Annotated in this window: 23 protein-coding genes; 18 read left to right on the top strand and 5 right to left on the bottom strand. The window is 71.5% G+C overall.

Annotation, left to right across the window (positions count from 1 at the left end):
• Window positions 1-227: 227 nt before the first annotated feature.
• The 7 genes from SM116_RS04035 (at window position 228) to SM116_RS04065 (ending at window position 7,295) form a co-directional block, all read left to right on the top strand.
• The gene (locus SM116_RS04035; RefSeq protein ID WP_320943181.1) at window positions 228-701 is read left to right on the top strand and encodes a hypothetical protein; all 474 of its coding nucleotides are present in this window, start codon (window positions 228-230) and stop codon (window positions 699-701) included.
• Complete coding sequence (locus SM116_RS04040; RefSeq protein ID WP_320943182.1) at window positions 698-1,333, top strand: gluconate 2-dehydrogenase subunit 3 family protein; 636 nt, start codon at window positions 698-700, stop codon at window positions 1,331-1,333. Before SM116_RS04035 ends, SM116_RS04040 begins: the two co-directional genes overlap by 4 nt.
• The gene (locus tag SM116_RS04045) at window positions 1,330-2,964 is read left to right on the top strand and encodes a GMC family oxidoreductase (protein ID WP_320943183.1); all 1,635 of its coding nucleotides are present in this window, start codon (window positions 1,330-1,332) and stop codon (window positions 2,962-2,964) included. Before SM116_RS04040 ends, SM116_RS04045 begins: the two co-directional genes overlap by 4 nt.
• Window positions 2,965-2,996: 32 nt before the next feature.
• A complete protein-coding gene (locus SM116_RS04050) occupies window positions 2,997-4,844 on the top strand; it encodes a thiamine pyrophosphate-requiring protein (protein ID WP_320943184.1) in 1,848 nt (615 codons plus the stop codon).
• Window positions 4,831-5,964, top strand: a complete 1,134-nt coding sequence (locus SM116_RS04055) for an enolase C-terminal domain-like protein (RefSeq protein ID WP_320943185.1) — start codon at window positions 4,831-4,833, stop codon at window positions 5,962-5,964. Before SM116_RS04050 ends, SM116_RS04055 begins: the two co-directional genes overlap by 14 nt.
• A 99-nt stretch (window positions 5,965-6,063) precedes the next feature.
• Entirely contained in the window at window positions 6,064-6,858 is a 795-nt protein-coding gene (locus tag SM116_RS04060) for a DUF7507 domain-containing protein (RefSeq protein WP_320943186.1), read from the top strand.
• A gap of 20 nt (window positions 6,859-6,878) precedes the next feature.
• Window positions 6,879-7,295, top strand: a complete 417-nt coding sequence (locus SM116_RS04065; protein WP_320943187.1) for a TIGR03668 family PPOX class F420-dependent oxidoreductase — start codon at window positions 6,879-6,881, stop codon at window positions 7,293-7,295.
• A gap of 53 nt (window positions 7,296-7,348) precedes the next feature.
• Here the strand turns inward: SM116_RS04065 and SM116_RS04070 are convergent, their stop codons facing one another.
• The 4 genes from SM116_RS04070 to SM116_RS04085 are packed head-to-tail and all read right to left on the bottom strand — an operon-like array spanning window position 7,349 to window position 13,851.
• Complete coding sequence (locus tag SM116_RS04070) at window positions 7,349-9,094, bottom strand: glycoside hydrolase family 35 protein (RefSeq protein WP_320943188.1); 1,746 nt, start codon at window positions 9,092-9,094, stop codon at window positions 7,349-7,351.
• A 16-nt stretch (window positions 9,095-9,110) separates the two neighbouring features.
• Entirely contained in the window at window positions 9,111-10,751 is a 1,641-nt protein-coding gene (locus SM116_RS04075; RefSeq protein ID WP_320943189.1) for an acyltransferase, read from the bottom strand.
• A 47-nt stretch (window positions 10,752-10,798) separates the two neighbouring features.
• Window positions 10,799-11,908 (bottom strand): substrate-binding domain-containing protein, encoded by a 1,110-nt coding sequence (locus SM116_RS04080; RefSeq protein WP_320943190.1) that lies wholly within the window; start codon window positions 11,906-11,908, stop codon window positions 10,799-10,801.
• Entirely contained in the window at window positions 11,905-13,851 is a 1,947-nt protein-coding gene (locus SM116_RS04085) for a heparinase II/III domain-containing protein (RefSeq protein WP_320943191.1), read from the bottom strand. Before SM116_RS04085 ends, SM116_RS04080 begins: the two co-directional genes overlap by 4 nt.
• A 170-nt stretch (window positions 13,852-14,021) precedes the next feature.
• Here SM116_RS04085 and SM116_RS04090 point away from each other — a divergent pair, with 170 nt between their 5' ends.
• The 11 genes from SM116_RS04090 (at window position 14,022) to SM116_RS04140 (ending at window position 25,315) form a co-directional block, all read left to right on the top strand.
• Window positions 14,022-15,980, top strand: coding sequence for a DUF2264 domain-containing protein (locus SM116_RS04090; protein WP_320943192.1), 1,959 nt, complete (start codon window positions 14,022-14,024; stop codon window positions 15,978-15,980).
• A 54-nt stretch (window positions 15,981-16,034) separates the two neighbouring features.
• Window positions 16,035-17,339, top strand: coding sequence for an ABC transporter substrate-binding protein (locus SM116_RS04095; RefSeq protein WP_320943193.1), 1,305 nt, complete (start codon window positions 16,035-16,037; stop codon window positions 17,337-17,339).
• 78 nt (window positions 17,340-17,417) lie between these two features.
• On the top strand, window positions 17,418-18,350 hold the full coding sequence (locus tag SM116_RS04100) for a carbohydrate ABC transporter permease (protein ID WP_320943194.1): 933 nt from the start codon (window positions 17,418-17,420) through the stop codon (window positions 18,348-18,350).
• Window positions 18,350-19,267: a carbohydrate ABC transporter permease gene (locus SM116_RS04105; RefSeq protein WP_320943195.1), complete on the top strand. Its 918-nt coding sequence runs from the start codon at window positions 18,350-18,352 to the stop codon at window positions 19,265-19,267. Before SM116_RS04100 ends, SM116_RS04105 begins: the two co-directional genes overlap by 1 nt.
• Window positions 19,264-19,944 carry a DUF624 domain-containing protein gene (locus tag SM116_RS04110; protein ID WP_320943196.1) on the top strand — a complete coding sequence of 227 codons (681 nt, stop codon included), beginning with the start codon at window positions 19,264-19,266 and terminating at the stop codon, window positions 19,942-19,944. Before SM116_RS04105 ends, SM116_RS04110 begins: the two co-directional genes overlap by 4 nt.
• 30 nt (window positions 19,945-19,974) lie before the next feature.
• Window positions 19,975-21,165 carry a glycoside hydrolase family 88 protein gene (locus tag SM116_RS04115; RefSeq protein ID WP_320943197.1) on the top strand — a complete coding sequence of 397 codons (1,191 nt, stop codon included), beginning with the start codon at window positions 19,975-19,977 and terminating at the stop codon, window positions 21,163-21,165.
• A 28-nt stretch (window positions 21,166-21,193) separates the two neighbouring features.
• Window positions 21,194-22,192 carry a fumarylacetoacetate hydrolase family protein gene (locus SM116_RS04120; RefSeq protein ID WP_320943198.1) on the top strand — a complete coding sequence of 333 codons (999 nt, stop codon included), beginning with the start codon at window positions 21,194-21,196 and terminating at the stop codon, window positions 22,190-22,192.
• The gene (kduD, locus tag SM116_RS04125) at window positions 22,189-22,953 is read left to right on the top strand and encodes a 2-dehydro-3-deoxy-D-gluconate 5-dehydrogenase KduD (protein ID WP_320943199.1); all 765 of its coding nucleotides are present in this window, start codon (window positions 22,189-22,191) and stop codon (window positions 22,951-22,953) included. The genes SM116_RS04120 and kduD overlap by 4 nt, the downstream gene beginning before the upstream one ends.
• A gap of 36 nt (window positions 22,954-22,989) precedes the next feature.
• Complete coding sequence (gene kduI, locus SM116_RS04130; RefSeq protein ID WP_320943200.1) at window positions 22,990-23,820, top strand: 5-dehydro-4-deoxy-D-glucuronate isomerase; 831 nt, start codon at window positions 22,990-22,992, stop codon at window positions 23,818-23,820.
• A 5-nt stretch (window positions 23,821-23,825) separates the two neighbouring features.
• Window positions 23,826-24,713 carry a sugar kinase gene (locus tag SM116_RS04135; protein ID WP_320944093.1) on the top strand — a complete coding sequence of 296 codons (888 nt, stop codon included), beginning with the start codon at window positions 23,826-23,828 and terminating at the stop codon, window positions 24,711-24,713.
• On the top strand, window positions 24,710-25,315 hold the full coding sequence (locus SM116_RS04140) for a bifunctional 4-hydroxy-2-oxoglutarate aldolase/2-dehydro-3-deoxy-phosphogluconate aldolase (RefSeq protein WP_320943201.1): 606 nt from the start codon (window positions 24,710-24,712) through the stop codon (window positions 25,313-25,315). The genes SM116_RS04135 and SM116_RS04140 overlap by 4 nt, the downstream gene beginning before the upstream one ends.
• Here SM116_RS04140 and SM116_RS04145 read toward each other — a convergent pair.
• Window positions 25,284-26,483 carry a substrate-binding domain-containing protein gene (locus SM116_RS04145; RefSeq protein WP_320943202.1) on the bottom strand — a complete coding sequence of 400 codons (1,200 nt, stop codon included), beginning with the start codon at window positions 26,481-26,483 and terminating at the stop codon, window positions 25,284-25,286. The two genes, SM116_RS04140 and SM116_RS04145, sit on opposite strands and share 32 nt — an antisense overlap.
• Window positions 26,484-26,517 lie beyond the last annotated feature (34 nt).

Raw genomic sequence — 26,517 nt, forward strand, 5'->3', positions numbered from 1 at the left:
GCGGCGACGTCCCTCCGCAGCCCCTCTCCCCCGAATTCCCGGCACAGCCTGCGCCTTCGCCACGCGTTCCGCAACGGGGTTGACGGGAGCGCGATCGGCGCGCACCCTCGACCGCGTACGACCCCGCTCCCGAGCCTGAGCCGAGGGGATCCTCGGACGGCTGTGAGAGACGGGTGCGCCCTCGGAGCCGATGGCGAGGGCGGAAGCACGGAACGAAGGGAGACGGCGTGGGCCGCATCCACCGCAAGAGCATCCGTCGCACCGAACCGGCCCTGCGGGGCATCGACCGACTGGTGCGGAACATCGAGACAGGCCGTTTCGAGCGGTCGCTCTCGGCGCTGACGGCAGTCGGAGCAGTCGTCACGGCCGGTGAGATCTACTTCGAGCACGACAAGGCGAGCTTCGGGAACAGATGGATGTGGGTCCCCGTCGTCCTCGGGCCGATCGGGGCCGTCGCCGGCATCGCCGGTGTCGTCAGCAAGACGGCGGCCAAGACCGTGCTGCCGATCGCCGCCGCCACGATCATCGCCAACGGCCTGCAGGGCACGTACCTGCACGCGCGCGGGGTCGCCCAGAAACCCGGCGGCTGGCGCAACCTCCGCTACAACCTGGAGATGGGACCACCGCTGCTCGCGCCGCTCCTGGTGACGCTGGTCGGGGGAATGGGACTGCTCGCGGCGATCCTGAGGCGGGAGCGATGACCCCCGGCTCCCTGCGCGACGACGTGCCGGGGCGCTTCCCCGGATTCCAGGTGCTCGGTCAGGCGGGCGCCTGGGACGACGTCACCCGTGCGGTGGTGCTCTCGCGTGTCGGCCCGCAACCGCCTCTGCGGTTCTTCACCGAGATCGAAGCCGCGGCGGCGACGGCTCTGTTCGACCGGCTGCTCGACCAGCATCCCGGCGACCGCGTCCCGGTGACGGCGCTCGTGGACCGCCGCCTCGCCGACGGCCAGACCGACGGCTGGCACTACGACACGATGCCCCCGGACGAGGAGGCGTGGCGGCGAAGCCTCGCCGCCCTGGACGACGCTGCGCGCGAGGTCTACGGCGCGGCGCTCGCGGACTGCGGCGAGGAGCAGCAGAGCCACCTGCTCGCCCACGTGAAGGACGGCGCCGGCCCCTGGCGCGGCTTCGACCGTCCGCAGCTGTGGAGCCTGTGGACCCGGTATGCGTGCACCGCGTTCTACAGCCATCCGGACGCATGGAACGAGATCGGCTTCGCCGGCCCCGCCTACCCCCGGGGCTACAAGAACCTCGGGGTCGACCGTCTCGAGCCGTTCGAGGTGAAAGACGCACGGCCCGGAGACGTGCCGCGCGTGGAGGCGCACGGATGACCTCGGCGCTGCGCGACCGGAACGGCTCCGCATGGCTCCTCACGCCCGACGGCTCACGCGCCGAGCCGCGGCTGACCGCGCAGATGCGCCGGTTCGATGACACGCACGAGGTAGACATCGCGATCGTCGGCTGCGGCGCCGGCGGCTCGGTGCTGCTGCAGCGGCTCGCTCGGGCGGGATGGGATGCTGTGGCCTTCGACGCCGGCCCGTTCTGGGACCCGGCGAAGGACTGGGTGAGCGACGAGGCCGGATCGCACCACCTCTACTGGACCGACCAGCGCCAGATCGGCGGGACGGATCCGGTGCCGCTCGGCTCGAACAACTCCGGGCGCGGCGTCGGCGGATCGATGGTGCACTACGCCGGCTATGTGCCCCGCTTCCACCCGAGCGACTTCCACACCCTCTCGGGCGACGGCGTCGGCGCCGACTGGCCGATCGACTACGCCGACCTCGCGCCGTATTACGCCGACATCGAGGCCGAACTGCCGGTCGCCGGCGAGGACTGGCCGTGGGGCGATCCGCACTCCTACCCGCACCGCCCCCATCCCGTGTCGGGCAACGGCGAGACCTTCCTGCGCGGGGCGCTGGCCGCCGGCATCCAGGCGAAAGTCGGACCGGTCGCGATCGCCAACGGGCGCTTCGGGCATCGCCCGCACTGCATCTACCGCGGCTTCTGCCTGCAGGGGTGCAAGGTCAACGCGAAGGCGTCCCCGCTCATCACGCACATCCCGGACGCGCTCGCGCACGGCGCCGAGGTGCGCGCCGACAGCATGGTGACGTCCATCGAGATCGACGGGCGGACGGGACGGGCGACCGGCGTCCACTACCTCGAGGACGGGCGACCGCGCTTCCAGCGCGCGCGGATCGTGGCCGTCGCCGGATACTCCATCGAGACGCCGCGGCTGCTGCTGAACTCGACATCTGCGCGGTTCCCCGACGGCCTCTGCAACGACTTCGACCTCGTCGGGCGCTACCTCATGGTGCAGGGCGCTCCGCAGACGGCGGGACGGTTCGAGTCGGAGATCCGCATGTGGAAGGCGCCCCCGCCGGAGGTCAGCACGGAGGAGTTCTACGAGACCGATCCGTCGAAGCCGTACACGCGGGGCTTCTCGATCCAGACGGTCTCGCCCCTGCCCATCACGTGGGCGGAGCACGTGATGGCGCAGGGCCACTGGGGAGCCGACCTGCGCCGCTACATGTCGGACTACGTGCACTGGGCATGCTTCGGCGCGCTGTGCGAGTTCCTGCCGCTGCCGGACAACCGTGTGACGCTCGCCGACGAGAAGGACGGCTACGGACTGCCGGTGGCCCACTTCTCGTACACCCAGTGCGACAACGACCGCGCGCTCGCGAAGGCCGCCCAGGCCACCATGGAGCAGCTGCTCGAGGCCGCCGGAGCGAGCGAGACGATGACCGTGCAGCGCTACGCGCACCTCGTCGGCGGGGCCCGGATGGGCGCAGACGAGACGCAGGGGGTGGTGGATGCCGATTGCCGCACGTTCGCGGTGCCCAACCTGCTCATCACCGACGGGAGCGTGCTTCCCACGCAGGGCAGCGCCAATCCGGCCCTCACCATCATGGCCGTCGCCGCACGAGCGGCCGAGCGGCTGATCCATCGCCCGGAGCCGTGAGCGACGCGGGCACCATTCGAAGGAGGGACAGCATGACAAACGTCAGCGATTTCGTGATCGCGCGCATCCGCGAGTGGGGGGTGCGACGAGTGTTCGGCTTCCCGGGCGACGGCATCGGCGAGTTCGACGGCGCTCTCGAGCGGGCGGAGCGCGCCGGCGAGGGGGTGGAGTACATCCGCCCCACACACGAGGAGATCTGCGCGCTCATGGCCACGGCGCACGCCAAGTTCACCGGCGAGGTGGGCGTCTGCATCGCGACCTCGAGTCCCGGCGCCTTCCACCTGATGAACGGTCTCTACGACGCGAAGATGGACAACCAGCCCGTGGTCGCCATCGTCGGCCAGCAGGGGCTCAACGCGTTCGGCACGTTCAACCAGCAGGAGAGCAATCTCGAGCGCACGTTCTCGGATGTCGCGGCCTACGTCCAGACGGTCGTGTCGCCCGAGCAGGCGCAGTCCGTCGTCGACACGGCGTTCCGCACGGCCATCACGCGGCTGCAGCCGTGCGTGATCATCCTGCCGCACGACGTGCAGGGCATGGACATGGTCGAGCCGGGCACCGAGGTGTGGGTCTCGCGCTCGAGCGCCGTGGCGCCGTCGACCGCGCTCGCTCCGCCGATCGAGCAGCTGCAGGCGGCAGCCGACATCATCAACGCGGGGGAGCGGGTCACGTTCCTGGTCGGGCACGGGGCCGGCGGCGCCACCGCCGAGGTGCTCGAGGCGGCGCGGCTGGCCGGCGCCGTGCTCATCACGACGTTGCGCGGCAAGCAGGTGATCCCCTCCGACGTGCCGTATCACACGCAGCAGCTCGGGCTCCTGGGCTCGCGGCCGAGCTACGAGCAGATGAAGACGTGCGACACCCTCGTGCTGCTCGGCACCAACTACCCGTACGGCCAGTTCCTCCCGAAGACCGGCCAGGCCCGCGCCGTGCAGGTCGATCTGCGGCCCGAGCAGCTCGGCCTGCGCTACCCGACCGAGGTCAGCATCTGGGCCGACGTGGCGCAGACGTTGCGCGGCCTGATCCCGCTGCTCGAGCAGAAGACCGACCTCTCGTGGCAGAACCGCGCCATCGAGGGGATGCGCGACTGGGACGACGAGATCGCCGCACAGGCGTCGGTGCGGTACGACGACGGCATGAACCCGAGCCACGTCTACCGCGAGCTGAACAAGCGGCTTCCGGCGGGCGCGATCGTGACGGCGGATGCGGGCACGTCCGCCGACTGGTACGGGCAGCAGATCCGGCTGCGCGCGGGGATGCGGGGCGACCTCTCGGGCCGGCTCGCCACCATGCTCGCCGCGATGCCCTACGCCGTCGCGGCGAAGTTCGCGTACCCCGAGAACCCCGTCGTCTGCACCATCGGCGACGGCGCGTTCCAGATGCTCGGCATGAACGAGCTCATCACGGTCAAGAAGTACATGGCGCGGTGGGCGAATCCGACGTTCATCGTGCTGGTGCTCCACAACAACGACCTCACGCAGGTCTCGTGGGAGATGCGCACCGAGGATGCGAACCCGGTGTGGTCGACGTCTCAGGACGTCGAGTCGGTGGACTACGCCGGCTGGGCCCGTCTGCTGGGATTCAACGGGGTCTCGGTCACGGATGACGACGACATCGGCCGGGTGTGGGATGCCGCGTTCGCGCACCCCGGCGTGACCCTGATCGACGCCCACACGAGCCGGAACGTGCCGCCGCTGCCGCCCCACATCACCTTCGAGTTCGCGAAGAACACGGCCGAGGCGCTCCTGAAGGGCGACCCGCTGGCGGTGGGCGCGATCACGGACTCCGCGAAGTCCATGTTCGCGGAGGGCAAGGCGCGCCTGAAGGACGCGCTCCACCTGGGCGACCGCGACGACGACGCCGACGACGATGAACAGTCCTGACTCCGGCACCCGCATCCACTCGATCCGGGCGAGCGCGTACACCGTCCCGACGGCCACCGGCGGGCGCGAGCGCCCGGAGAGCGACGGCACGATCGAGTGGAGCAGCACCGGCGTGCTCGTCGTGCGGCTGACGGCGGGGGATGCCACGGGCCTCGGCTACGCCTACACCTCTCCGGCGGCGCTCGGCCTCGTCCGTGACATCCTCTGGGGCGAGGTCGAGGGCGGCGACGCGCTCGACACCGCCCGGCTGTTCTGGGCGATGGCGCGTGCATCCCGCAACTCCGGCTGGCCGGGCGTCGGCGCGAGCGCCGTCGCCGCCGTCGACATCGCCGTCCACGACCTGGCCGCGCACTTCCTGGGCGTGCCGCTCACGCAGCTGCTCGGCGGCGCGCACGACCGGATCGCCGCGTACGGCAGCGGCGGCTTCACCGACTACACGGATGACGAGCTCGCGGAGCAGCTCGCATCGTGGGCAGGTGCCGGCATCCGGGCGGTGAAGATGAAGGTCGGATCGGTCCCCGGCGACGACCTCCGGCGCGTGCAGGTCGCGCGAGCGGCGATCGGGGACGCCGTCGAGCTGTTCGTGGACGCCAACGGCGCCTACGACCGCAAGACGGCGCTGCACCTCGCCGAGGAGTTCGTGGGCGAGGGTGTGACCTGGTTCGAGGAGCCCGTGTCGAGCGACGACCGGGAGGGCCTGCACCTGCTGCGGGCGCGCATCCCCGCTCCCGTGCGCGTCGCGGCCGGCGAGTACGCCTACCGGCCGACGGACTTCCGCGACCTGCTCGTGGCCGGATGCGTCGACGTGCTGCAGGCCGACGCGACCCGCTGCGGGGTGACCGGCTTCGGCGTCGCCGCCGCGCTCGCGGGCGCGTTCGGCGTGCCGCTCAGCGCTCATACGGCGCCGGCGTTGCACGCATCCGTCGCCGCCGCCCACGAGGAGGCGATCAACGTGGAGTACTTCCACGACCACCAGCGCATCGAGGAGCTCTTCTTCGACGGGGTGCCGCCGCTCGTCGGCGGAGACCTCGTGCCCGACCGCTCCGCTCCGGGCCACGCACTGGGGTTCAAGGAGGCGGACGCCGAACCGTATCTCGTCGACGCCTTCCGCGCCGGATGACGCCGCTGCCCGGGGACCCCTGTCCGCGGCAACGGCGCAGGTCTATCCTGTGGCTGTACCATCGTCGGGGAAGTCACCCGCGCTGTGCGGAGGTGTCTGGTGGTCGGTTCGAGCGTGCCGGGAATGCTGCGCGCCGCCGCGACGGGCGACGCGTCGCCGGCGCCGCAGGCGAGCTCCCCGCCGGAGTTCTCGGGGAACGCGCTGCCGCCCGGACTCGAGTCGTGGGTCCTGGTCGCCATCATCGGCGCCGCCATGGTCCTGGCGATGGTGGCGCTGCTGCTCTACGGGCTGCTCAACAAGTCGACGGGCAAGACCGAGGGCAACAGCGTCGTCCGCGCGTGGATCGCCGTGAGCCTCGTCGCCGGAGTGCTGATCATCACGGCGGCGACGCTCGGCGGCAGCGATCAGGGCCTGCAGAACGTGCTCATCGGCAGCATGGTCGCCGGCTCCGGCAGCGCGGTGGCATTCTACTTCGCCACGAAGTCGGCCGAGAGCGCGAACGCCGCCGTGCTGAAGGCCGCCGGCATCGGCGCGCCCGCAGCGGCCAAGGCCCTGCTCCTGAGCAAGGTGGCCGATCCGACGCGGATCTCCGGTGCGACGGCGGGGAACACGATCACGTACCACTACAGGGTCACGAACGCGGGGAAGGATCCCCTGACGGGGGTCCACATCTCCGATTCGCTCGCGCCGCCCGCCGCGACCGACTGCGTCTGGCCGGCCGCGCCGGGCGAGCTCGCTCCGGGGGCGGTGATGACGGCGACGTCACGGGTCACGATCACGGACGACGACATCAAGAGCGGATCCGTCACGAGCAGCGCGACCGCCACCGGCTCTCCCGGCACCGGCAAGAGTCTGGAGTCCGAACGGGAGTGGACGACCACGAAGCTCGTGTGAGCGCCGGGGATGATCGAGGGGTGAGGCTGAGCGAGCAGGACGCGCGGGCACGAGTGGATGCGGCGCGCACGGCGACGCTCGCGACGGTGGGGGATGACGGGCGCCCCCACCTCGTGCCGATCACCTTCGCCGTCGAGGACGACCTCATCTTCACGGCCGTCGATCACAAGCCGAAGTCGACGCGCAGGCTGCGGCGGCTGCGCAACATCGCACACAACCCGCGGGTGGCCCTGCTCGCCGACGAGTACAGCGAGGACTGGACCCGGCTGTGGTGGGTGCGAGTGGACGGGGTCGCAGACGTGATCGACGATGCCGAGGGGATGCGGCATCCCGTCGACGCCCTCGTCCGCCGCTACGAGCAGTACCGCGAGCACCGCCCGGAAGGGCCCGTCATCGTCATCCGCGTCGACTCCTGGAGCGGCTGGTCGGGCTCGTAGGGCGGAGTGTTCTGCCGTGATCACGTCGTCGCCCGTGCCGCATCCGTGCTGCGCTACTCCTCGGTGTCGCCGAGCAGCGCGCCGGGCACGAAGGATGCCGCGGGCTCGATGACGGCCTCGAGCTCGACGACCACCAGCGTGTTCTCGCCGGCGCGGACGACCGGCCGCGGCACGTACAGCGTGCGCTGCGGTCCGGTCGCCGCATAGCGGCCGAGCGCGAAGCCGTTGACGAACGCGAAGCCCGTGCCCCAGCCGGCGGTGTCGAGGAAGAGATCGGTCGCCTCGGCGAGTGCGAACACCGTCCGGAGCACGGCCGGCCCGGCGACCGGGCCGTGCGCGGACTCGGCGTCGGCGGAGAGCGCCGAGGCGGCCAGCCGGTCGAGGTCGATCGGCTGCGCCGCCCAGCCGCGCAGCGGCACGCCGTCCAGCGTGACGCCACCGATCAGGCCCTTCGGCTCGCCGAGGCGGTCGGCGTAGTTGACCCGCCCCTGCTCCTCGACGAGCAGCTCGACGGTGTCGCCGGCGGGCACGGCGATGGCACGGTCGTGGCGGGTGCGGCTCAGTATCCCGACCCGCACGCCGTCGACCGCGACCCACGCGCGGTCGCGCACCTCGCCGACCACGAGCACGCCGCCCGCAGGGAGGGATGCCGTGTACCGCACGAGCCCCGAGCTGCGACCGAGCTGGTCGAACGTGGGCGGCTCGTCGCAGCCCTCGACCGCGAGGGCCACGGCATCCGTCATCGACACCGGCGTGGAGGCGAGCGGGACGGTGAACGCAGGGCGGTCGGCGCGTGCCGCAGGAGCCTCGGCGGGCACCGGCGAGTAGCGGGCGATCACCTCGCGGAACGCCTCGTACTTCTCGGTCGGGTCGCCGGCCTCATCGAGCGGGGAGTCGTAGTCGTACGACGTCGTGATCGGCAGGTAGCGACCCTTGTCGTTCGCGCCGTTGGTCAGCCCGGAATTCGTGCCGCCGTGGAACATGTAGATGTTGACGGATGCGCCGGCCGCCAGGAGCGTGTCGAGCTCACGCGCGGAGTCCGCGGCGCTCGTCGTGTGGTGCGCGCCGCCCCACCAGTCGAACCAGCCGTCCCAGAACTCCGAGCACATGAGCGGACCGGTCGGCTGGTGCTCGCGCAGGGTCGCGAGGCGCTCGGCCGCCTGCGATCCGAACGATCCCGTCCGGTGCAGCGTCGGCAGACTCCCGTTGCGCAGCATGTCGGGCTGCGGCTGGTCGACCGTGGTCAACGGCACGACGACGCCCGCCTCGCGCGTGAGCCGCACGAGCTCCTCGAGGTAGTCCGCGTCGTCTCCGTAGGCGCCGTACTCGTTCTCGATCTGGACGAGGATGACGGGTCCGCCGCGATCGATCTGCCGCGGCACGACGATCTCGTACACGCGCCGCAGGAACCCGCTCACCGCCTCGAGGTACTGCGGCTCCGAGCGGCGGAGGCCGACGCCATCCATCCCCGTCAGCCACACCGGCAGGCCGCCGTTGTGCCACTCCGCGCAGATGTACGGGCCGGGGCGCACCATCGCGTGCATGCCTTCCGCCGCGACGAGGTCGAGGAAGCGTGCGAGGTCGTTGGCGCCTGTCGCGTCCCACTCGCCGCGCACGGGCTCGTGCGCGTTCCAGGCGACATAGGTCTCGACGGCGTTCAGACCCATGAGCCGGGCCTTGCGGATGCGGTCGGCCCAGTCGTCGGGGTGCACGCGGAAGTAGTGGATCGCACCCGACAGGATGCGGTGCGGCTCGCCGTCGAGCAGGAAGTCGGCGTCGCCGATGGTGAATGAGGGCACGGGTTCTCCTGGTCGTTCAGGTGAGCGGGGCGGGCTCGGGGCGGTGCACGCCCCGAGGTCGGTAGCCGAGCGCGTCCGAGACTCCGACGAGGTCGGCGAGGTACCAGACGGTGGCGAGCCACATCTCGGTGCCCTGCAGGCCGGGGATGGATGCGGCCCGGGCCGGGTCATCGGCGCTCCCGGCGCGGAAGCCGAACCCCTCGCCCTCGACCCACCGGCCGAGTGCGGCCTCGAGCAGTCGGCGGGCGGTCGAGGTCACCTCGTCCGAGCGATGGCCGGTGGCACGCGTGAGCCAGAGGGGGTGCGCGACGTCGAGGATGTTGCAGGCATCGTGCCGATCGGGCCGGAAGAAGCGGTCGTCCCGAACGTGCGCCAGCACGGTGTCGACGACGCGTCCGGGGGAGGGGAGGGGCACGCCGAACTGGGCGAACGTGCCGCGGGACGCGCGGTAGAACCCGTTGACGAGCTGCAGGCTGCTGCCGTCGGCCGCGATGCGTCCCCACATCCCCGTCGCCGGATCGGCATGGGTCACGAGCCAGCCGAAGAGGGCCTCGCGGATCCCGGAGGGCACGAGGTCGCCGCGGCGGTCGCTCCACAGGAGGGCGGTGCCCAGGGCGTCGACCTCGGCGCCGGCGTGCCAGGCCCGCGTCTCCCACGGGAGACCCTCGCAGAGGGCGACGACCTCTCCGGCGGTGGATGCGGTGACCAGGCTGAGTGGATGCGCGAAGCCCGAGCCGAGCAGGTCGAGCGCGTAGCCCACCGAAAGGACGTGATACGCCGAATCGTCGGAGTCGCGCGGATCGTCGAGCGTGCCGTCGGGCCGCAGGCGCGGCACGCGGCCGGTCGCCGCGTCCTGCCACCCGCGCAGCCGCTCGACCTGCTCGTCGGCCGGCAGCTGCGCAGGTGCGCCACCGAGCAGCAGGTCGGCGATCTCGATCGCGTCGGCCTGCGCGCGCACGGTCGGATCGTCGCCGGGCCGGTCGACGAACAGCCGGAGGTCCTCGCGCCAGGATCGGTCGAGGATGCCGGCCGCCTGCGCGCGCGCCCGATCGGCGAAGGCGGCGAGCCGCGAGCCGAGATCGCTGCGAGACGCCGCGCCCGCGGGGGCGATGCGCCAGCGCAGGTGCTTCGCGGGATTCCCGCCGACGATGGCACCGGCCGGAACGTCCTTCGTCACGACGGCCCCGGCCGCCAGCACCGAGTGGTCGCCGACCGTGACGCCGTCGAGGACCACGACGTGCGACCCGATCCACACGTCGTGCCCGACCCGGATGCCCTTCGCCGTGAGCGGCTGCCGGAAGACCGGCAGGCCCGGGTCGCTCATCGTGTGGTTGAAGCCGAGGATCGACGCGTGCGCGCCGATCCGCACGCCGTCGCCGAGCTCGACCCGGCCGCGGACCACCGTGTACGGGTTGATGCTGCAGTCGGCGCCGGCGCGCAGCGACCCCGTGACATAGGCTCCGGCCGCGATGTACGTCCGATCACCGAGCCGCAGCTCCTCGTTGTCCACCGAGGCCAGTTCGGAGACGAAGCATCCGTCGCCGAGCTCATGGTCGGGGCGCGCTGCGAGCCGCCGCAGCGCCGCGCGCTGGCGCTCCTGCGCGGATGCGTCCGCCTCTGCCCAGAAGCTCCACGGCGAGTAGTCGAGCGGGTCCACCGCACAATCCGCCTGACCGACTCGGTGGCGGTGGATGCCGTCCGCGCTCACGGTCCGGAGACGGGCGCGGTCGAGGCGCGCACGTTCAGGGCGGGGCTCACGCTGACCCGGTGCACGGGCCGGTCGGGGTCTTCGATGCGGCGCACGAGCAGGTCGATCGCGGCGGCTCCGATCGCCTCGCGCGGCGGACGCACGGCGGTGAGCGGCGGCGTGAAGAGCGAAGCGACCTCGTCGTCGTAGGCGATCACCGACAGATCCCCGGGAACCGACAGACCGCGGTCGAGGGCGAGGTCGATGAACGCCATCGCCTCCGCGTCGGAGTGGACGAGCAGACCCGTGACGCCCCGAGCCAGGGTGGTCTCCAGGACGTCATCGACCCGAGCCGAGAAGTCCGGGCTCGTCCGCGGCGGGAATCTCTCCTCGAAGTGCTGCGAGGGGTCGAGCCCCAGCTCCGCGCACGCCTTCTCCCATCCGGCGACGATCTCGTCGCGGTGGGGCGAGTCCCGGGCGACGATCAGGCCCACCGTGCGGTGGCCGAGCTCGGCGAGGTGGCGCGCGGCGAGCACGGCGCCGAGCGCATGGTCGGTCACCGCGCTCTCGACAGGCGTCCGCGCGGGCAGGACGACCGCATCCCGCTCGACGAGCACGCTCGGAAAGCCGATCTCCTGGATCCACTGGATGACGTCCTGGGAGTGCGGCGTTCCGGGGTTCGGTGCGACGACGAGGCCGCGCACGTCCTCGGTCCCGACGAGGCGCTCGAGAACGGGTCGCTCGTCCTGCATCTCGTAGGAGGCGGCTCGCACGAGCAGCCTCATGCCGCGCCGCTTGGCCTCGGCCTGCATGCCGCGCACCACTCCGGGCCAGTAGTAGGCGAGCGAGGGCACCAGCACGGCGATGGTCCCGGACGGGCCGCCGACGGTCTCCGGGACCTCCGCCACCGTGTCCGGTTCACCCGTCGCCGGCACGGCGCCGCCGTGGATGCGGACGAGGAGCCCCTCCTCCTCCATCTGCGCGAGGTCGCGGCGCAGGGTCACCGGCGAGACCCCGAGCTCGTCGATGAGCTCCGAGATGCGGACGACCCCGTCCCGCGAGAGCGATGCGAGCACGTGCGCGCGACGTGCCGGGGCGAGCAGGGCGTGCATGCCGTTGTCGTTCATCGGAGTTCCTCCGGGGTCGATGTGAACAGTTCTACCGTGACCGACAGGGACCGCCGGTCGGTGACGACGAGGTCGAGCCGGGTGAGTCGCGGGCCCCATACCGAGGTGAGGAGCGGATCGCCGAGCTCGAGCTCGGTCGTGCGGGCCGGGATGTCCGACGGCCAGCGCACGACGAGCGGGCGGGCGTCCTCGAGAGCGGTGACATGCGCGGCGCCGTCGATGAGACGCACTCCGCCGGCGAGAAGCATCCGGACCGTCGTCTCGGGCTCCGGCTCGGCCCCGGTCCAGGCGTCGAGCTCCCAGGCGTCGTCCACGACGACCCGTGACCGCGGTCCTCGATCGAGCCGGATGCGGCGGTGCCACCTGCGCAGGCCGGGCACGTCGTAGGCGCCCGCCAGATCCAGGGCGAGCCCGCCGTCGTGCGGCCGAACCGCGCGCGCGGCGAACTCGGTGCCAGGCGATTGGGGGATGCCGCGCACCTCCGGCACCGAGTGCCACGAGCTCTGCATGGTCCAGATGTCGTAGCGATCCGGGCCGAAGGTCTGGGCGGTGTACGTCGGACGCCCGGCATCCACCACCACGGGCACGCCGTCGACCGCCACGATGAACGAGCCGACGTCGTTGTGGTTGTGCGACTCGCCGTTGTGGCCGCCCTTGGCTGCGAGCGCCAGGCCACGGGCGGTGCCGCCGCTCTCACGGACGACCGTGAGCTCGACGGACGGCAGCCAGATGTCGCGGGGAAGCGGCGCTGCGGCGCGCGCGGCGCCCATCCACGCCGGGTCGGTGAGGGCGCGCAGGAGCCGGCCGAGGCCCTGCTCCTCGGTCGCCGCCGGAGTGCCCGGCACGCGGTGCGACGCGGCGAACGCCTCGGCGCCGGCATCGCCGAAGCGGCGCGCCGCGCGGTGCAGAGCCGACCACGGCAGGCCCGACGGCGGCTTGGCGCGGCCGTCGGCGACGTTGACGAACCACTCGTCGCCGAGCTGCATGGAGTGCGGGTAGGCGACCGTGGCGCGCAGCGCCGGGATGCCGGCGGCGTACGCATCCACCTTTCCATCCGTGGCGTACCGGAGGAGGTCGAGCGCCTCGAGCGCGCGCAGCGCGCCCTCCCACCAGTAGCCGTAGCCCTCATCGATCGCACCGTCGGCCGGGAGCACCGCGACGAAGCGATCGAGATCCGCGACCGCAGTGGAGACGACCCGCGACCGCAGCTCGGCGTCGTCGGGGCCGTCGAGCAGCCGCAGGGCGGCTGCCAGGACGTTGGCGTGGATCCACGCGTTCCAGTTGATCGGCGTGCGCTCGTGCCCGATCCACCACCAGTCGCGGCGGTGGAGGAACGGCTCGAAGACGCGGCGGGATGCCTCGTACCGGATGCGTGCCCGCAGCCCCGGGTAGCGCTCGTCGAGGGCCTGGCCGAGCACGTGATCGGCCCACGCGAGCTGGGCCACCGCCTCGCCGGCGCCGAGGTCGAGGTACGGGTCATCGGCCACGGGCACGACGGAGCCGTGCCGCTCGAACGAGTCGTCGTGCGCCGGCCAGCACCACGAACTCTGCTCGCACAGCAGGGTGATGCCGTCGGCGACGTCGTCGATCCGCGCGTCGTCGAGCGTCACCGCCGCCGCGACGACCGCGCGACTGAGCCGGCGCTGGCGGGCGAAGGCCGCGTCCTCCCAGGCCGAGCGATCACCGTCGCGGTGATACCGCACGGCTGCGCTCGCGAGGGGCTGCGGCCACGGCGTGCCGTGCTCCTCCGCTGCGGCGGCCAGGATGCGGTCCACGGTCGTGTGGGCCGCGGCGACCGCGGCCCAGGCCGCGCGATCGCTCGCGGACGGGACGGGCAGTGCACGGTCGGCGGGTACGAGGAGGGCTGCGGCATCCGCGCCGAGTGCATCGGAGAGCGGACCGCGGAAGACATCGCGGGCGGGGGATGCGGTGGCTCCGGTCATCCGGGGGCTCCTCTCCGAGCGGCAACGGGCGTCTGCGCCCGAAGTCATGGCTGATCGAAAATGATCGTATCACGATCGCATTTGGTGTTGTGGTGTCTGTTTTCCTTTGCTAATCTCCCAAAGTGATCACGATGATCGTGGTCCCGCCCCACCTATTCGAAGGAGAATCCGTGAGCACTGCGCAGGTCGCCACCCGCACGGACTGGACCCGTGACCAGTGGACCGCGCACGCCGATCGCCTTCTCGCCGGCGCCCGCCGGTGGGCGTCTCCGGGCCACGGACGCATCACCCCTCCCGGTGCGGAGGGCGGCTACGGCAACGCCGTCGACGGGCTCGAGGGATTCGCGCGCACGTTCCTTCTGGCGGGCTTCCGCATCGCCGGAGAGCGCGGGCAGGGCGTCGACGACCTCATCGACTTCTATGTGAAGGGCATCGCCACGGGCGTCGACCCCGACGCGACCGATCGCTGGGTGCGACCCGAAGAGCACGCGCAGGCGAAGGTGGAGGCCGCATCCCTCGCCGTCATCCTCGACATGACGCGTCCCTGGATCTGGGACCGGCTCGACGCCCGCACGCAGGAGCGCGTGATCGGCTACTTGACCGCGATCGTCGGGGACACCACCTACCCGCGCAACAACTGGCTGTGGTTCCGGATCGTCGTCGAGACCTTCCTCCGCTCGGTGGGCGGACCGTGGTCGGCGCAGGACATCGCCGACGACCTGGGCCGCCACGACTCCTACGTGCGCGCCGACGGATGGATCGCCGACGGCGACGAGCGCTCGTTCGACCACTACACGGGCTGGGCGCTGCACTTCTACCCCATCCTCTGGTCGCGCATGCAGGGCGCCGCCGACCTCTCGGGCGGTCGCACACCGAACGACGTCGCCGCGCTCGATCGCTACCTGAGGGATGCCGTGGCCCTCATCGGCGCCGACGGCTCGCCGCTCATCCAGGGCCGCAGCCTCATCTATCGCTTCGCGGCCGCCGCTCCCTTCTGGGCCGGTGTGCTGGCCGACGTGCCGTCGACGCCCGCGGGCGAGCTGCGGCGCGCGGCGAACCTCGTGGTCGCGCACTTCGACGAGATCGGTGCGCCCGACGCACAGGACCTCCTCACGATGGGGTGGCACGGCGAGTGGCGCCGGCTCGCGCAGTCCTATTCGGGCCCCGCATCCCCGTATTGGGCGACGAAGGGGATGCTCGGCATCTCGCTCCCCGCCGATCACCCGGTGTGGACGGCACCCACCGCGCCGCTGCCCGTCGAGGCCGGCGACGACCTGCGCGTGGTGCGCGCCGCCGGGTGGCTCATCTCCGGCACCCAGACCGACGGCATCGTCCGCGTCGTGAACCACGGCACCGATCACTCCGTGCCCGGCTCGTCGGTCGGCGACTCCCCGATCTACACACGTCTCGGCTACAGCACGGCGACCGCGCCGCTGCATGACGGCCGCGCCTGGCGCGAGCCGCTGGAGCAGACCGTCGCCCTCGTGGATGACGGCGGCCGCGCATCGCACCGGGCCGGAATGGAGCTCATCGACACCCGGATCGACGGCGAGGTCGCGGTGGGCGCATCCGTCGCAGACGCGCACTGGATCGAGCCGGCCACGGTGCAGAACCGTCACGGCTCGGGCATCACGGGTGACACGACCCCGGCGGGGCGCATCCTCACGATCTCCCTCGTGCGCGGTCCGTGGGAGGTCCGACTCGTCCACGTCGAGGCCGTCGGTTCCGCTGCCCGCACGCTCCGCATCGGCGGGTGGCCGCTCGCGGCGGATGTCGCCCCGGCGGTCTCGGCAGACGCATCCACCGCGCGCGCCGTCATCCCCCGCGGTGCGGGCCGGCTCGAGAGCAGCGTCCGCCTCCTCGCGGGCTCGGGAACGGCGGCTATCATCGAGCGCGACGACGCGAGCCCGCTGGGTTCGGTCGCATCGGTCCCGGTCATCGAGCGGGATGCGCGCGCAGCCGACGAGTGGACCGCCGTCCTCGTCACGCTCGACGGCGCCGGCACGGGCGACGTCGAGCGCGCCTCCGTCGCTGTCCAGGGCGGACAGGCCGCCGTGACCTGGCCCGATGGCGTCGCCACGACCCATGACCTCACCCTCTTCCGGTCCGCAACCCCGACGGATCGGTAGTCCGGACCCGGTCCCACGCGGGTCCGGAACCAATTGCAAAGGAGCAGCATCCACATGAATCGCAAGTACGCAGCCGCGGCGGCCGTCACCGTCGTCGCGACGCTGTCACTCGCCGCCTGCAGCGGCGGCCCGGCGGCGGCGCCGTCGGCCTCGGACGACAAGAAGCCGGTCACCATCTCGGTGTCGGGCTGGAGCCTCGCGACGACGCCGGAGTTCCAGGTCCTCGCGGACGGGTTCCACAAGGAGCACCCGAACGTGACCGTCCAGGTCAAGGACTACGACGCCGCGCAGTACGCCACACTGCTGACCGCCGACCTCGCCGCGGGCACCGCCCCCGACGTCGTCGCGATCAAGCAGGTCACCGACATGGTCACCTTCGCCTCCGGCGGGCAGCTGGTCGACGTCTCCGACCTCAAGCTGACCGACGGCATCAAGGGTGCGAGCTCGTACAAGCTCGACGGCAAGCAGTACGCGATCCCCTACCGCCTCGACGGCAACGTCCTGTTCTACAACAAGGACCTCTTCAAGGCCGCCGGCGTCGACGCGCCCGACGGCACCTGGACGTGGGACGACTACACCGCGGCCGCGGAGAAGCTCAAGACGGGTCTGAAGTCGGCCGGCAGCTCCGCCCTGCCCGCCTACCTGCACACCTGGAACTCGCAGGTGCAGGGCTTCGCGACCGCGCAGTCGCCGAAGGCCGACATGCTCTCGGGCAACTACGCGTACATGAAGCCGTACTACGACCAGGCGCTGAAGATGCAGGACCAGGGCCTGCAGCTGCCGTTCGCCACGGCGTCGGCCAACAAGACGACCTACCAGGCCGAGTTCGGCAAGCAGCAGGCCGCCATGGAGCTCATGGGCTCGTGGTACGTCGCGACGCTCCTCGCCCAGCAGAAGAGCGGCGACGCCGACACCTTCCAGTGGGGCATGGCTCCCGTGCCGCAGCGCACCTCTGCCACAGCGGGCACGGACAAGACGCCCGTGACGTTCGGCGACCCGACCGGCTTCGCGATCAACATCAAGACCGAGGGCGCCAAGCTCACCGCCGCGAAGCAGTTCCTCGCCTACGTCGAGAGCGAGAAGGCGGCCGAGTCGCTCGCGCAGATCGGCATCACGCCGGCGCTCGTGACCGACTCCGTCACGAAGACCTACTTCGGCCAGACCGGCATCCCGACCGACTCGCTGTCGAAGTTCGCGTGGGGCAGCCAGAAGATCGCGCCGCAGAACCCGCCGTCGCCCAAGACGCCCATCGCGTCGACCGCGCTCACCGCGATGCACAGCGCGATCATGACCGGCTCGACCCCGCTCGACAAGGCCATCACCGACGCCGGCGCCCAGTTCAAGAACCAGGCCGGCTGACCTGACTCCCCGGGTGGGGTGCGATTCCCCGGCGCGCCCCACCCGCCCCCTCACTTCCCCGAACTGTAAGGACGAGCAATGACGGCGATCGCCACCGACGTCGACACGTCGCCGACTCCGCCCCACCCGAGGCGCAGGTCGCGGCTGCGGATGCGCAACACGCTCATCGGCTGGAGCTTCATCCTCCCGAATTTCCTGGGCTTCGCGCTCCTGACGCTGATCCCCGTCGTGACGCTGTTCTACCTCGGCTTCACGAACTGGAACATCTTCGGCACCGCCACCTGGACCGGTCTCGCGAACTTCCAGCGGCTGCTGGGCGACACGACGTTCCACACCGCGGTGCTCAACACCTTCTACTACGCGATCCTGCACATCCCGCTGACGTTCGTCGTCTCGCTGGGACTCGCGCTCCTGCTCAACACGAAGCTGCGCGGTGTCGCGTTCTTCCGCACGGCCGCCTTCTTCCCGTACATCACGTCGATCGTCGCGATCGCGGTGGTCTGGAATCTGCTGTTCAGCCCGCAGTACGGCCCGATCAACCAGTTCCTGCACGTCATCGGCATCCAGAACCCGCCGACCTGGCTGCAGTCGACGACGTGGGCGATGCCCGCCACCGTCATCGTCAGCACGTGGCGCGACATGGGTTACTACATGATCCTGTTCCTCGCAGGGCTCCAGACCGTGCCCCGCGAGCTGCACGAGGCGGCGCGCGTCGACGGCGCCGGCGTGTGGCAGCGGTTCTGGAACGTCACGATGCCGTGCCTGCGGCCGACGACGTTCTTCGTGACGGTCATGCTGACGATCAACTCGTTCAAGATCTTCGACCTGATCCTCGTCATGACAAACGGCGGACCGGGCAACGCGACACTCGTGCTGTCGCAGTTCATCTACCAGACCGCCTTCGTGCAGAACCAGTTCGGCTACGCCTCCGCGGCATCCATCGTCCTGTTCCTCATCTGCATCGTCGTGACGATCATCCAGTTCCTCATCAACAAGCGACGGAGTGCCTGATGAGTGCCATCACCGAGCCCGCCACGCTGCAGCGGAGCCTTCAGGACCTGGCCGAGCGTCCCCCGCAGCGTGACACCGGCGCTCCCCGCCACGGCGTGCGTCGTCTCGCCCGCGTCCTCGGCTACGTCGCGCTCGCGATCGCCGCCTTCGCCCTGCTCGTGCCGTTCTTCTGGATGGTCTCGAGCTCGCTGAAGCCCGCCAACGAGGTCTTCTCGGTCCCCGTGAAGTGGCTGCCCGAGACGTGGGACTTCTCCAACTACGTCAACATCTGGACGCATTCGAACATCCTGGTCTGGATCCGCAACACGCTCGTGCTCGCCGTGACGGTGACGATCCTGCAGGTGTTCACCGGCTCGTTCGCCGCCTACGGCTTCGCCCGCATCACGTTCCGCGGCCGCGACGTGCTGTTCCTCGCGTACATCGCGACGATCGCGGTGCCGTGGCAGTCGTACATGATCCCGCAGTTCATCATGCTGTCGAAGATGCACCTGGCGAACACGCTGTGGGCGATCATCCTGCTCCAGGCGTTCAGCGCTTTCGGCGTGTTCCTGATGAAGCAGTACTACGAGACGATCCCCGAGGAGCTCTCCGAGGCCGCCCGCATCGACGGCCTCAGCGAGTACGGCATCTGGTGGCGCATCATGGTGCCGCTGTCGGTGCCGGCCATCGCGAGCCTCACGCTGCTCACCTTCGTCACGGTCTGGAACGACTACCTCGGGCCGCTGATCTACCTGCGCAACCCCGATCTGTGGACACTGCAGCTCGGTCTCCAGACCTTCGTGAGCAACCAGTACGCCGCCAACTACGGGCTGATGTTCGCGGGCCTCGTGATCTCGGTCGTGCCCATCGCGGTCGTGTTCCTCCTCGGGCAGAAGTACTTCATCGAGGGCATCGCGACCAGCGGATTGAAGGGATGACGGCGATGCGACGGATCTCGCACGGCTTCGCGTCGACGGCCTTCGAGGTCGTCTACCTCGGCGTCGCCACCAACGCCATGCTCGCGCTCGCGTGCCTCCCGCTGCTCGTGCTGGCCATCGGCACGAACCCGGCGGAGTCCTGGCCCTACCTCGCGGCGGCCGCCGCGCTGGCCGCTCCCGGCGTCAGCGCCGCGTTCACCGTGTTCCACGAGCACGGGCGGAGCGGCGCGGGCCCGGTGCGCGCCTTCCTCCGCGGCTACAAGGCCACGTGGCGCAAAGCCCTCGGGATCGGCGCGGCCACGGCGGCACTGCTCGTCGTGCTGCTCGTCGACGTGCGGGCGCTTGCGGCCTCCGCGCTCGGCGTGGTGGTCGTGCCCGTGCTGCTCATGCTGAGCGTGCTGGCACTCGCGGCCGGGATGCTGGCGCTCGTCGCGATCGCGGAGGTGCCCGTCGCGCGGCTGCGTGACGTGCTGCGCGCCGCCCTCCTCCTCGGCGTACGCCGCTGGTACCTCACGATCGTGTCGCTGCTGATCGCGGCCGTGCAGATCGCGCTGTTCGCGAACCTTCCGGCCATCGCCGTCGGCGTGACCGCCGCGGCCGCGCTGTACCTGATCTGGGCCAACTGCCGCTACACCCTGCGCCCCGTGCTTCCGGCCGCCGAGCCGGTGACCGACTGACCCCCGACGATTCGACAAGGACTGCCACGCATGACCTCTCTCTCCTCCGCGCCCGGACACACCGGAGCGATCCAGACCGAAGCCCGCACGGCACTCGAGGCCGCCATCGCGACGACCCGGGCCAACATCCAGAAGTTCGGCGAGCGCTACCCCGACGACACCACCGTCGACGGCGTCTACCCGCCGCGCGCGGCGTGGCGGGACATCCCCGAGGGCGGCAACCACGGCTGGACGACGAGCTTCGTGCCCGGCATGCAGTGGATCGCGTGGGAGGCCACCGGCGACGACGTCTTCAAGGAAGCCGCGCTGCGCCACGCCCGCGACTTCGAGCGCCGGATGCAGGAGGGCGATGACCTCGACACCCATGACCTCGGCTTCCTCTACAGCCTCGCGTGCGTCGCCGCATGGCGTCTCATGGGAGACGAGGATGCGCGTCAGGCCGCGCTCGCGGCGGCCGACCACCTGATGACCCGCTTCCTGGAGCCCGCCGGCATCGTCCAGGCGTGGGGCGACCTCGCCGACCCGCGCCAGGCGGGCCGCACGATCATCGACAGCCTCATGAATATGCCGCTCCTGACATGGGCATACGAGCAGACGGGCGACGAGCGCTACGCCGACGCCGTGCAGCGGCACACCCTCCAGCTGCGCGACCACATCCTCCGGCCGGACGACTCCACCTTCCACACGTTCTACTGGGACGTCGAGACCGGCGAGCCGCTGCGCGGTGCGACCGAGCAGGGCGCGCACGACGACTCGTGCTGGGCGCGCGGCCAGGCGTGGGGCATCTACGGCTTCGCCCTCAACTACCGCGCCACGGGCGACGAGCGGTTCCTGGATGCGTCGCGCCGCTGCGCCGCGTACTTCCTGACGCACCTGCCCGCCGACGCCGTCGCCTACTGGGACCTCGTCTACACCGACGGAAGCGACGCCCCGCGGGACAGCTCCGCCGCGGCCATCGCCGTGTCGGGCCTGCGCGAGCTCGCCATCGCCGAGGACGACGCGGAGTCCGCGGCGCGGGCGACCGAGGCTGCCGACCGCATCCTCGGCTCGCTCATCGCGAACTACACACCGACCGGCGATCACTCGGACGCCCTCATCCTGCACGGCGTCTACAACCTGCCCGGCGACCACGGCGTCGACGAGGGCAACCTCTGGGGCGACTACTTCTACATGGAGGCGCTGCAGCGGACGGTCGACCCCGACTGGCGGCTGTACTGGTGAGCCCGGCGCTTCGCGAGCAGGAGACGCCATGCGCCTCGTGACGTATCGCGCCGCCGCGGAGGAGCGACCCGCCGCGGTCGTCTCGGTCGCGGGCGAGGATCGCCTGCTCGATCTGTCCCGCATCGCCGCGCGCGTCCAGGACATCCTGGCCGACGGGGCCCTGTTCGCGCGGGCGCGCGCGGCGGTCGAGACGACGGATGCCGCGGCCCTCCCGCCCGTCGCATCCGTCGCTCTGGCCGCCCCGGTGAGGCCCGGCAAGATCCTCTGCCTCGGCTACAACTACCGCGGGCACGTGCCGGACGGCGTCGATCCGACGGCGAACGACCCCGAGTGGCCCGACGTCTTCGTCAAGACGCCGAACACGCTCGGCGGTCCCGCGGACTCCGTCGTCATCCCGCCGGATGCCACCGACGTCGACTACGAGGGTGAACTGGCGGTCGTCATCGGCCGCCGGGCGCAGCGGGTCCCGATCGAGGACGCGCTCGACCACGTCGGCGGGTACGCGATCCTCAACGACGTCTCCGACCGGGCATGGCAGCGGCGGCAGAGCCAGTGGGCGCTCGGAAAGTGCTCCGACGGCTTCGCGCCGCTCGGCCCGTGGGTCGTGACACCCGACGAGGTGCCCGACCCTCAGGACCTGCTCGTCGAGGTCGTGCGCGACGGCGTCGTCACGGTGTCGCAGTCGACGTCGACCACGATCTTCAGCGTGGCGTTCGTCATCCACCACCTGAGCCAGGTGCTCACGCTCGAGCCCGGCGATGTCGTCTCGACCGGGACGCCGCAGAAGCTCTCCGCCGCGCAGGAGGCCCACCGCCCGCTCGCCGCCGGCGACGCCGTCACGGTGCGCATCTCGCGCATCGGCGAGCTCACGACCCGCTTCGTCGCATCGCCGGATCCGGTCGTTGAGCGAGCGAGGAACGAGCGAGACGAAACGCCTCGGCCCTCGCTGCGGCCTCACGGTGTCGCGTCTTCGGGCGCCGGCGCGCCCTTCGCTCGACGACCGGCATCACTGGAGGCGCCCGCATGATCCTCGATTCGTTCCGCCTCGACGGCAAGGTCGCGCTCGTGAGCGGTTCCAGCCGCGGGCTCGGACAGGGTGCCGCGATCGCGCTGGCCGAGGCCGGCGCCGATGTGGCGCTACTCGACCGCGGCGACGCGTCCGAGACGGCGGACCGCATCCGCGCACTCGGCCGCCGCGTCCACCCGATCCGCCGCGACTTCGCCTCGGCCGCTCCGGGCGAGCTGGCGGATGCGGTCGCCGAGGCGATCGCCGAGCTGGACGGTCTCGACATCCTCGTCAACAACGCCGGCACGATCCGCCGGGCTCCCGCCGCGCAGTACTCCGCCGGCGACTGGGACGACGTGCTCACCGTCAACCTCGACGCGGTGTTCCACCTGTCGCAGGCGGCAGGCCGCCACATGATCGCGCGGGGCAGCGGCCGGATCATCAACGTGGCGTCCATGCTGTCGTTCCAGGGCGGCGTGTTCGTGCCCGCCTATACAGCGTCCAAGCACGCGGTCGCGGGGCTCACCAAGGCATTGGCCAACGAGTGGGCCGCCTCCGGTGTCACCGTGAACGCGGTCGCCCCCGGCTACATGGCGACCGACAACACCGCGGCCCTGCGCGCGGACGAGGGGCGCGAGGCATCCATCGTCTCCCGCATCCCCGCCGGACGCTGGGGCACGCCCGCCGACCTGCAGGGCGTCTTCGTCTTCCTCGCCTCGGACGCCGCGGCCTACGTCACCGGCGCGATCGTGCCGGTCGACGGCGGCTGGCTCGTGCGCTGAGCCCTGCGAACCCCGCCGACACTGAACAGGAGCATCATGGCCATCCCCATCGAGCAGCGCTACGCGACCAATCCCGCCCAGGTCCCGGGTATGACGACCAAGGACCTGCGTGACACGTACCTCATCCCCGAGATGTTCGTCCCGGGCGAGATCCGCCTGACCTACACGCACCACGACCGGATCGTCCTCGGCGGCGCCACACCGGCGGGCGGTGTGCTGGAGCTCGGCGGCTACCCCGAGATCCGCAGCGAGTATTTCCTGGAGCACCGCGAACTCGGGATCGTCAATGTCGGCGGAACGGGCACGGTGACCGCGGACGGCGAGGCCTACGAGCTCGTGACCGGCGCGTGCCTGTACCTCGGCCGCGGCATCCGCGAGGTGTCGTTCGCGGGCGAGCAGGCGCAGTTCTATCTGTTCTCCGCTCCCGCGCACACCGCCTATCCCGCCGCGCTCGTCTCGCCCGGCGAGGGGACCGTGCGCGAGCTCGGCGACCAGGTCACGAGCAACCGGCGCACGCTCAATCAGTACATCCACGAGAACGGCATCCGCAGCTGCCAGATCGTGATGGGGGTCACGCAGCTGCACCCCGGGTCGATGTGGAACACGATGCCGGCGCACACGCACGACCGGCGCACGGAGTGCTACCTGTACTTCGACGTGCCGGCGGACGCGCGCGTCATCCATCTGCTCGGCGAGCGCGAGGAGACCCGCCACCTCGTCGTCGCCGATCGCCAGGCGATCATCTCGCCGAGCTGGTCGTTGCACTCGGGTGTCGGCACCGCGGCATACTCGTTCGTGTGGGCGATGGCGGGAGAGAACCAGACATTCGACGACATGGACCCGGCGCCCGTGACCGACCTCAGGTGACCGGGATGCTCCTGGCCGCCGGCGAGACGATGGCGATGGTCGCGCCGCGCGAGGCGGAGCGCCTGCACGCGGCGCAGGCCTTCCGCGTCGACTCCGGAGGCGCCGAGTCGAATGTCGCCGGCCATGTCGCGGCGCTCGGCCACCCGTCGGCCTGGTTCAGCCGCCTCGGCGCGGACCCCTTGGGCGACCGCATCCTGCAGCATCTCACGGCGCGCGGGATCGACGTCTCGACCGTGATCCGGGATGCGGCGCACCCCACCGGCCTCTACGTCAAGGACCCGGGGCACGGCGTGCACTACTACCGCGCCGGTTCCGCGGCATCGTTCCTGTGCGCGGCCGATGCCGATGCGGTCGACCTCGACGGCGTGCAGGTGCTGCACGTGTCGGGCATCACGGCGGTCATCTCGCCGTCGGCCGCGGAGTTCCTGGACCGCATCATCACGCGCGCTCACGACGCCGGCGTGCTCGTCAGCTTCGACGTCAACCACCGTCCCGCGCTGTGGGATGCCGAGACCGCCGGAGCTGCGCTGAAGCCCGTCGCGGCCCGAGCCGACATCGTGTTCGTCGGACGAGACGAGGCCGAGCGCCTGTGGGGCACGGCCACGCCCGCCGAGGTGCGCGCGCTGCTGCCCGGCGTCGGCGAGCTCGTCGTGAAGGACGGCGCGCACGGCGCGACGACGTTCGCGGGCCAGGACGAGGTGTTCGTCCCCGCCCGCACGGTCGAGGTCGTCGAGGAGGTGGGTGCCGGCGACGCCTTCGCCGGCGGCTACCTCGCCGCGCTCCTCGATCGTGCCCCGATCGACGCCCGGCTGCAGGCCGGGCACGCCCGCGCCGCCCTGACCCTCACCACCACCGCCGACTGGCCCGACGACCCGGAAGAAGAACGACGATGACCGACTGGTTCGAGGATGCCTTCGCCCACGCGCCGCTGATGGCGATCCTGCGGGGCATGGGCGTGGAGCGCTCCGTGGCGCTGTCGACGACCGCGTGGGACCTGGGGATCGACGCCGTCGAGGTGCCGCTGCAGACCGCGGAGGACGACGCGGCGCTCCGTGAGGTCGTGCGCCTCGGCGAGGAGCGCGGCAAGGTCGTCGGCGCGGGCACGATCCTCACGATCGAGCAGGTGGATGCGGCGCTCGCCGCCGGTGCGCGCTACCTCGTCTCGCCGGGGCTGGACCCTGCCATCGTGCGGGCCGCGCAGGAGCGCGGCATCCCGATCCTGCCCGGCGTGGCGACGCCCAGCGAGGTGCAGGCGGCGCTCGGGCTCGGGCTCACGTGGCTGAAGGCCTTCCCCGCGACGTGGCTCGGCACCGGCTGGTTCGCGCATATCCGCGGGCCGTTCCCGCAGGTGCGCTTCGTCGCCACCGGCGGCCTGAACGCCGCCAACGTCGGCGACTACCTCGCCGCCGGCGTGCGGGTCGCGGCTGTGGGCTCGGCCCTCGAGGACCCGGCCCAGCTCGAGCTCATGGCGCAGCTGCTGGCGACCCGGCGCTGACCCTCGCGGCCGCGAGCGCCGACGTCGCGAGCGCCGATGCCGTGAGCGCCGATGCGGTCAGGGGCTCCGGCGCGCGCGTCGACGCGCGGGCGTTGAGCTCGGGCAGTACGTACGTGCGCTGCACGGGCCGTCGCGCCCCCTCGCTGAGCCGGGCGACCATCGTCTCGACGACGAGCCGGCCGACGTGCTGACGCGGCGGGCGCAGCGCGGTGATCGGCGGCTCGGCGCTCGGTGCGACCTCGTCGTCGTACGCGATGATCGCGAGGTCGTCCGGGATCGACCAGCCGTGGTCCAGCGCATGCTGCTGCAGCAGCACGGCCTGCGGGTCGGAGTGCACGAACAGAGCCGTCGTCGCGGTCTCGCGGCAGCGCTCGAGCAGGTCGGCGATGTAGACCTGCCGGGCGTCGACATCCATCTCCTCGAGCGTCGCGGCGACGTCGATGATGCACTCGAGGCCCAGCTCTCCGGTCGCCCGGTCCCACCCGCGGCGCAGCTGCCATGACGTCGGCGAGCCGGTCGAGGTGAGGATGCCGACGCGCCGATGGCCGAGGCTGGCCAGATGGCCGGCGGCGAGCGAGCCGCCGAAGACGTGGTCGGTCGTGACCCACTCCAGGCTCGTGACCGCGAGCGACGACGGGGCCCGGCGCTCGGCCAGCACGACCGGGATCGGGAGCGACTCGAGCCAGCCGAGGAGCGCCCGGCCGTCCGCCCCGAGGGTCTCGGGCGCCACGATCAGGCCGTGAAGCGTGCCGGAGTACACGAGGGTCGCGATCTGCCGACGCTGGTCGTCGACGGAGTAGCTCGCGCCGCGCAGGACGAGCTGGACGCCCTGCTCGGTGGCCGCCGACCGTGCGCCGACGATGATCTGCGGCCAGTAGTAGCTGAGCGACGGCACGACCATCCCGACGCGGAACCGGATCGGCGCATCCGTCGAGCCGGCGACGGGGACCGTCGTGTCGAGTCGGCTGCGCAGCGTCGCCCCGCCGTGCACGCGGGTCAGGAGGCCCCGGTCGGCGAGGTGGCCGATGTCCCGCCGGATCGTGAGCTCGGCGACATGGAGCTGCCGGGCGAGATCCGAGACGCGGACCGAGCCCGTCCGCCGCAGCTCGTCCAGGATGCGCTCGCGCCGCGACACCGCGAAGGCCGGCGGGTCCGAGGTCTCGTTCATGTCGCGCCACGATACCGGCGATGTGTCCGGAACG

Origin of the sequence: Microbacterium rhizosphaerae (assembly GCF_034120055.1) — a bacterium.
Lineage (GTDB): Bacteria > Actinomycetota > Actinomycetes > Actinomycetales > Microbacteriaceae > Microbacterium > Microbacterium rhizosphaerae.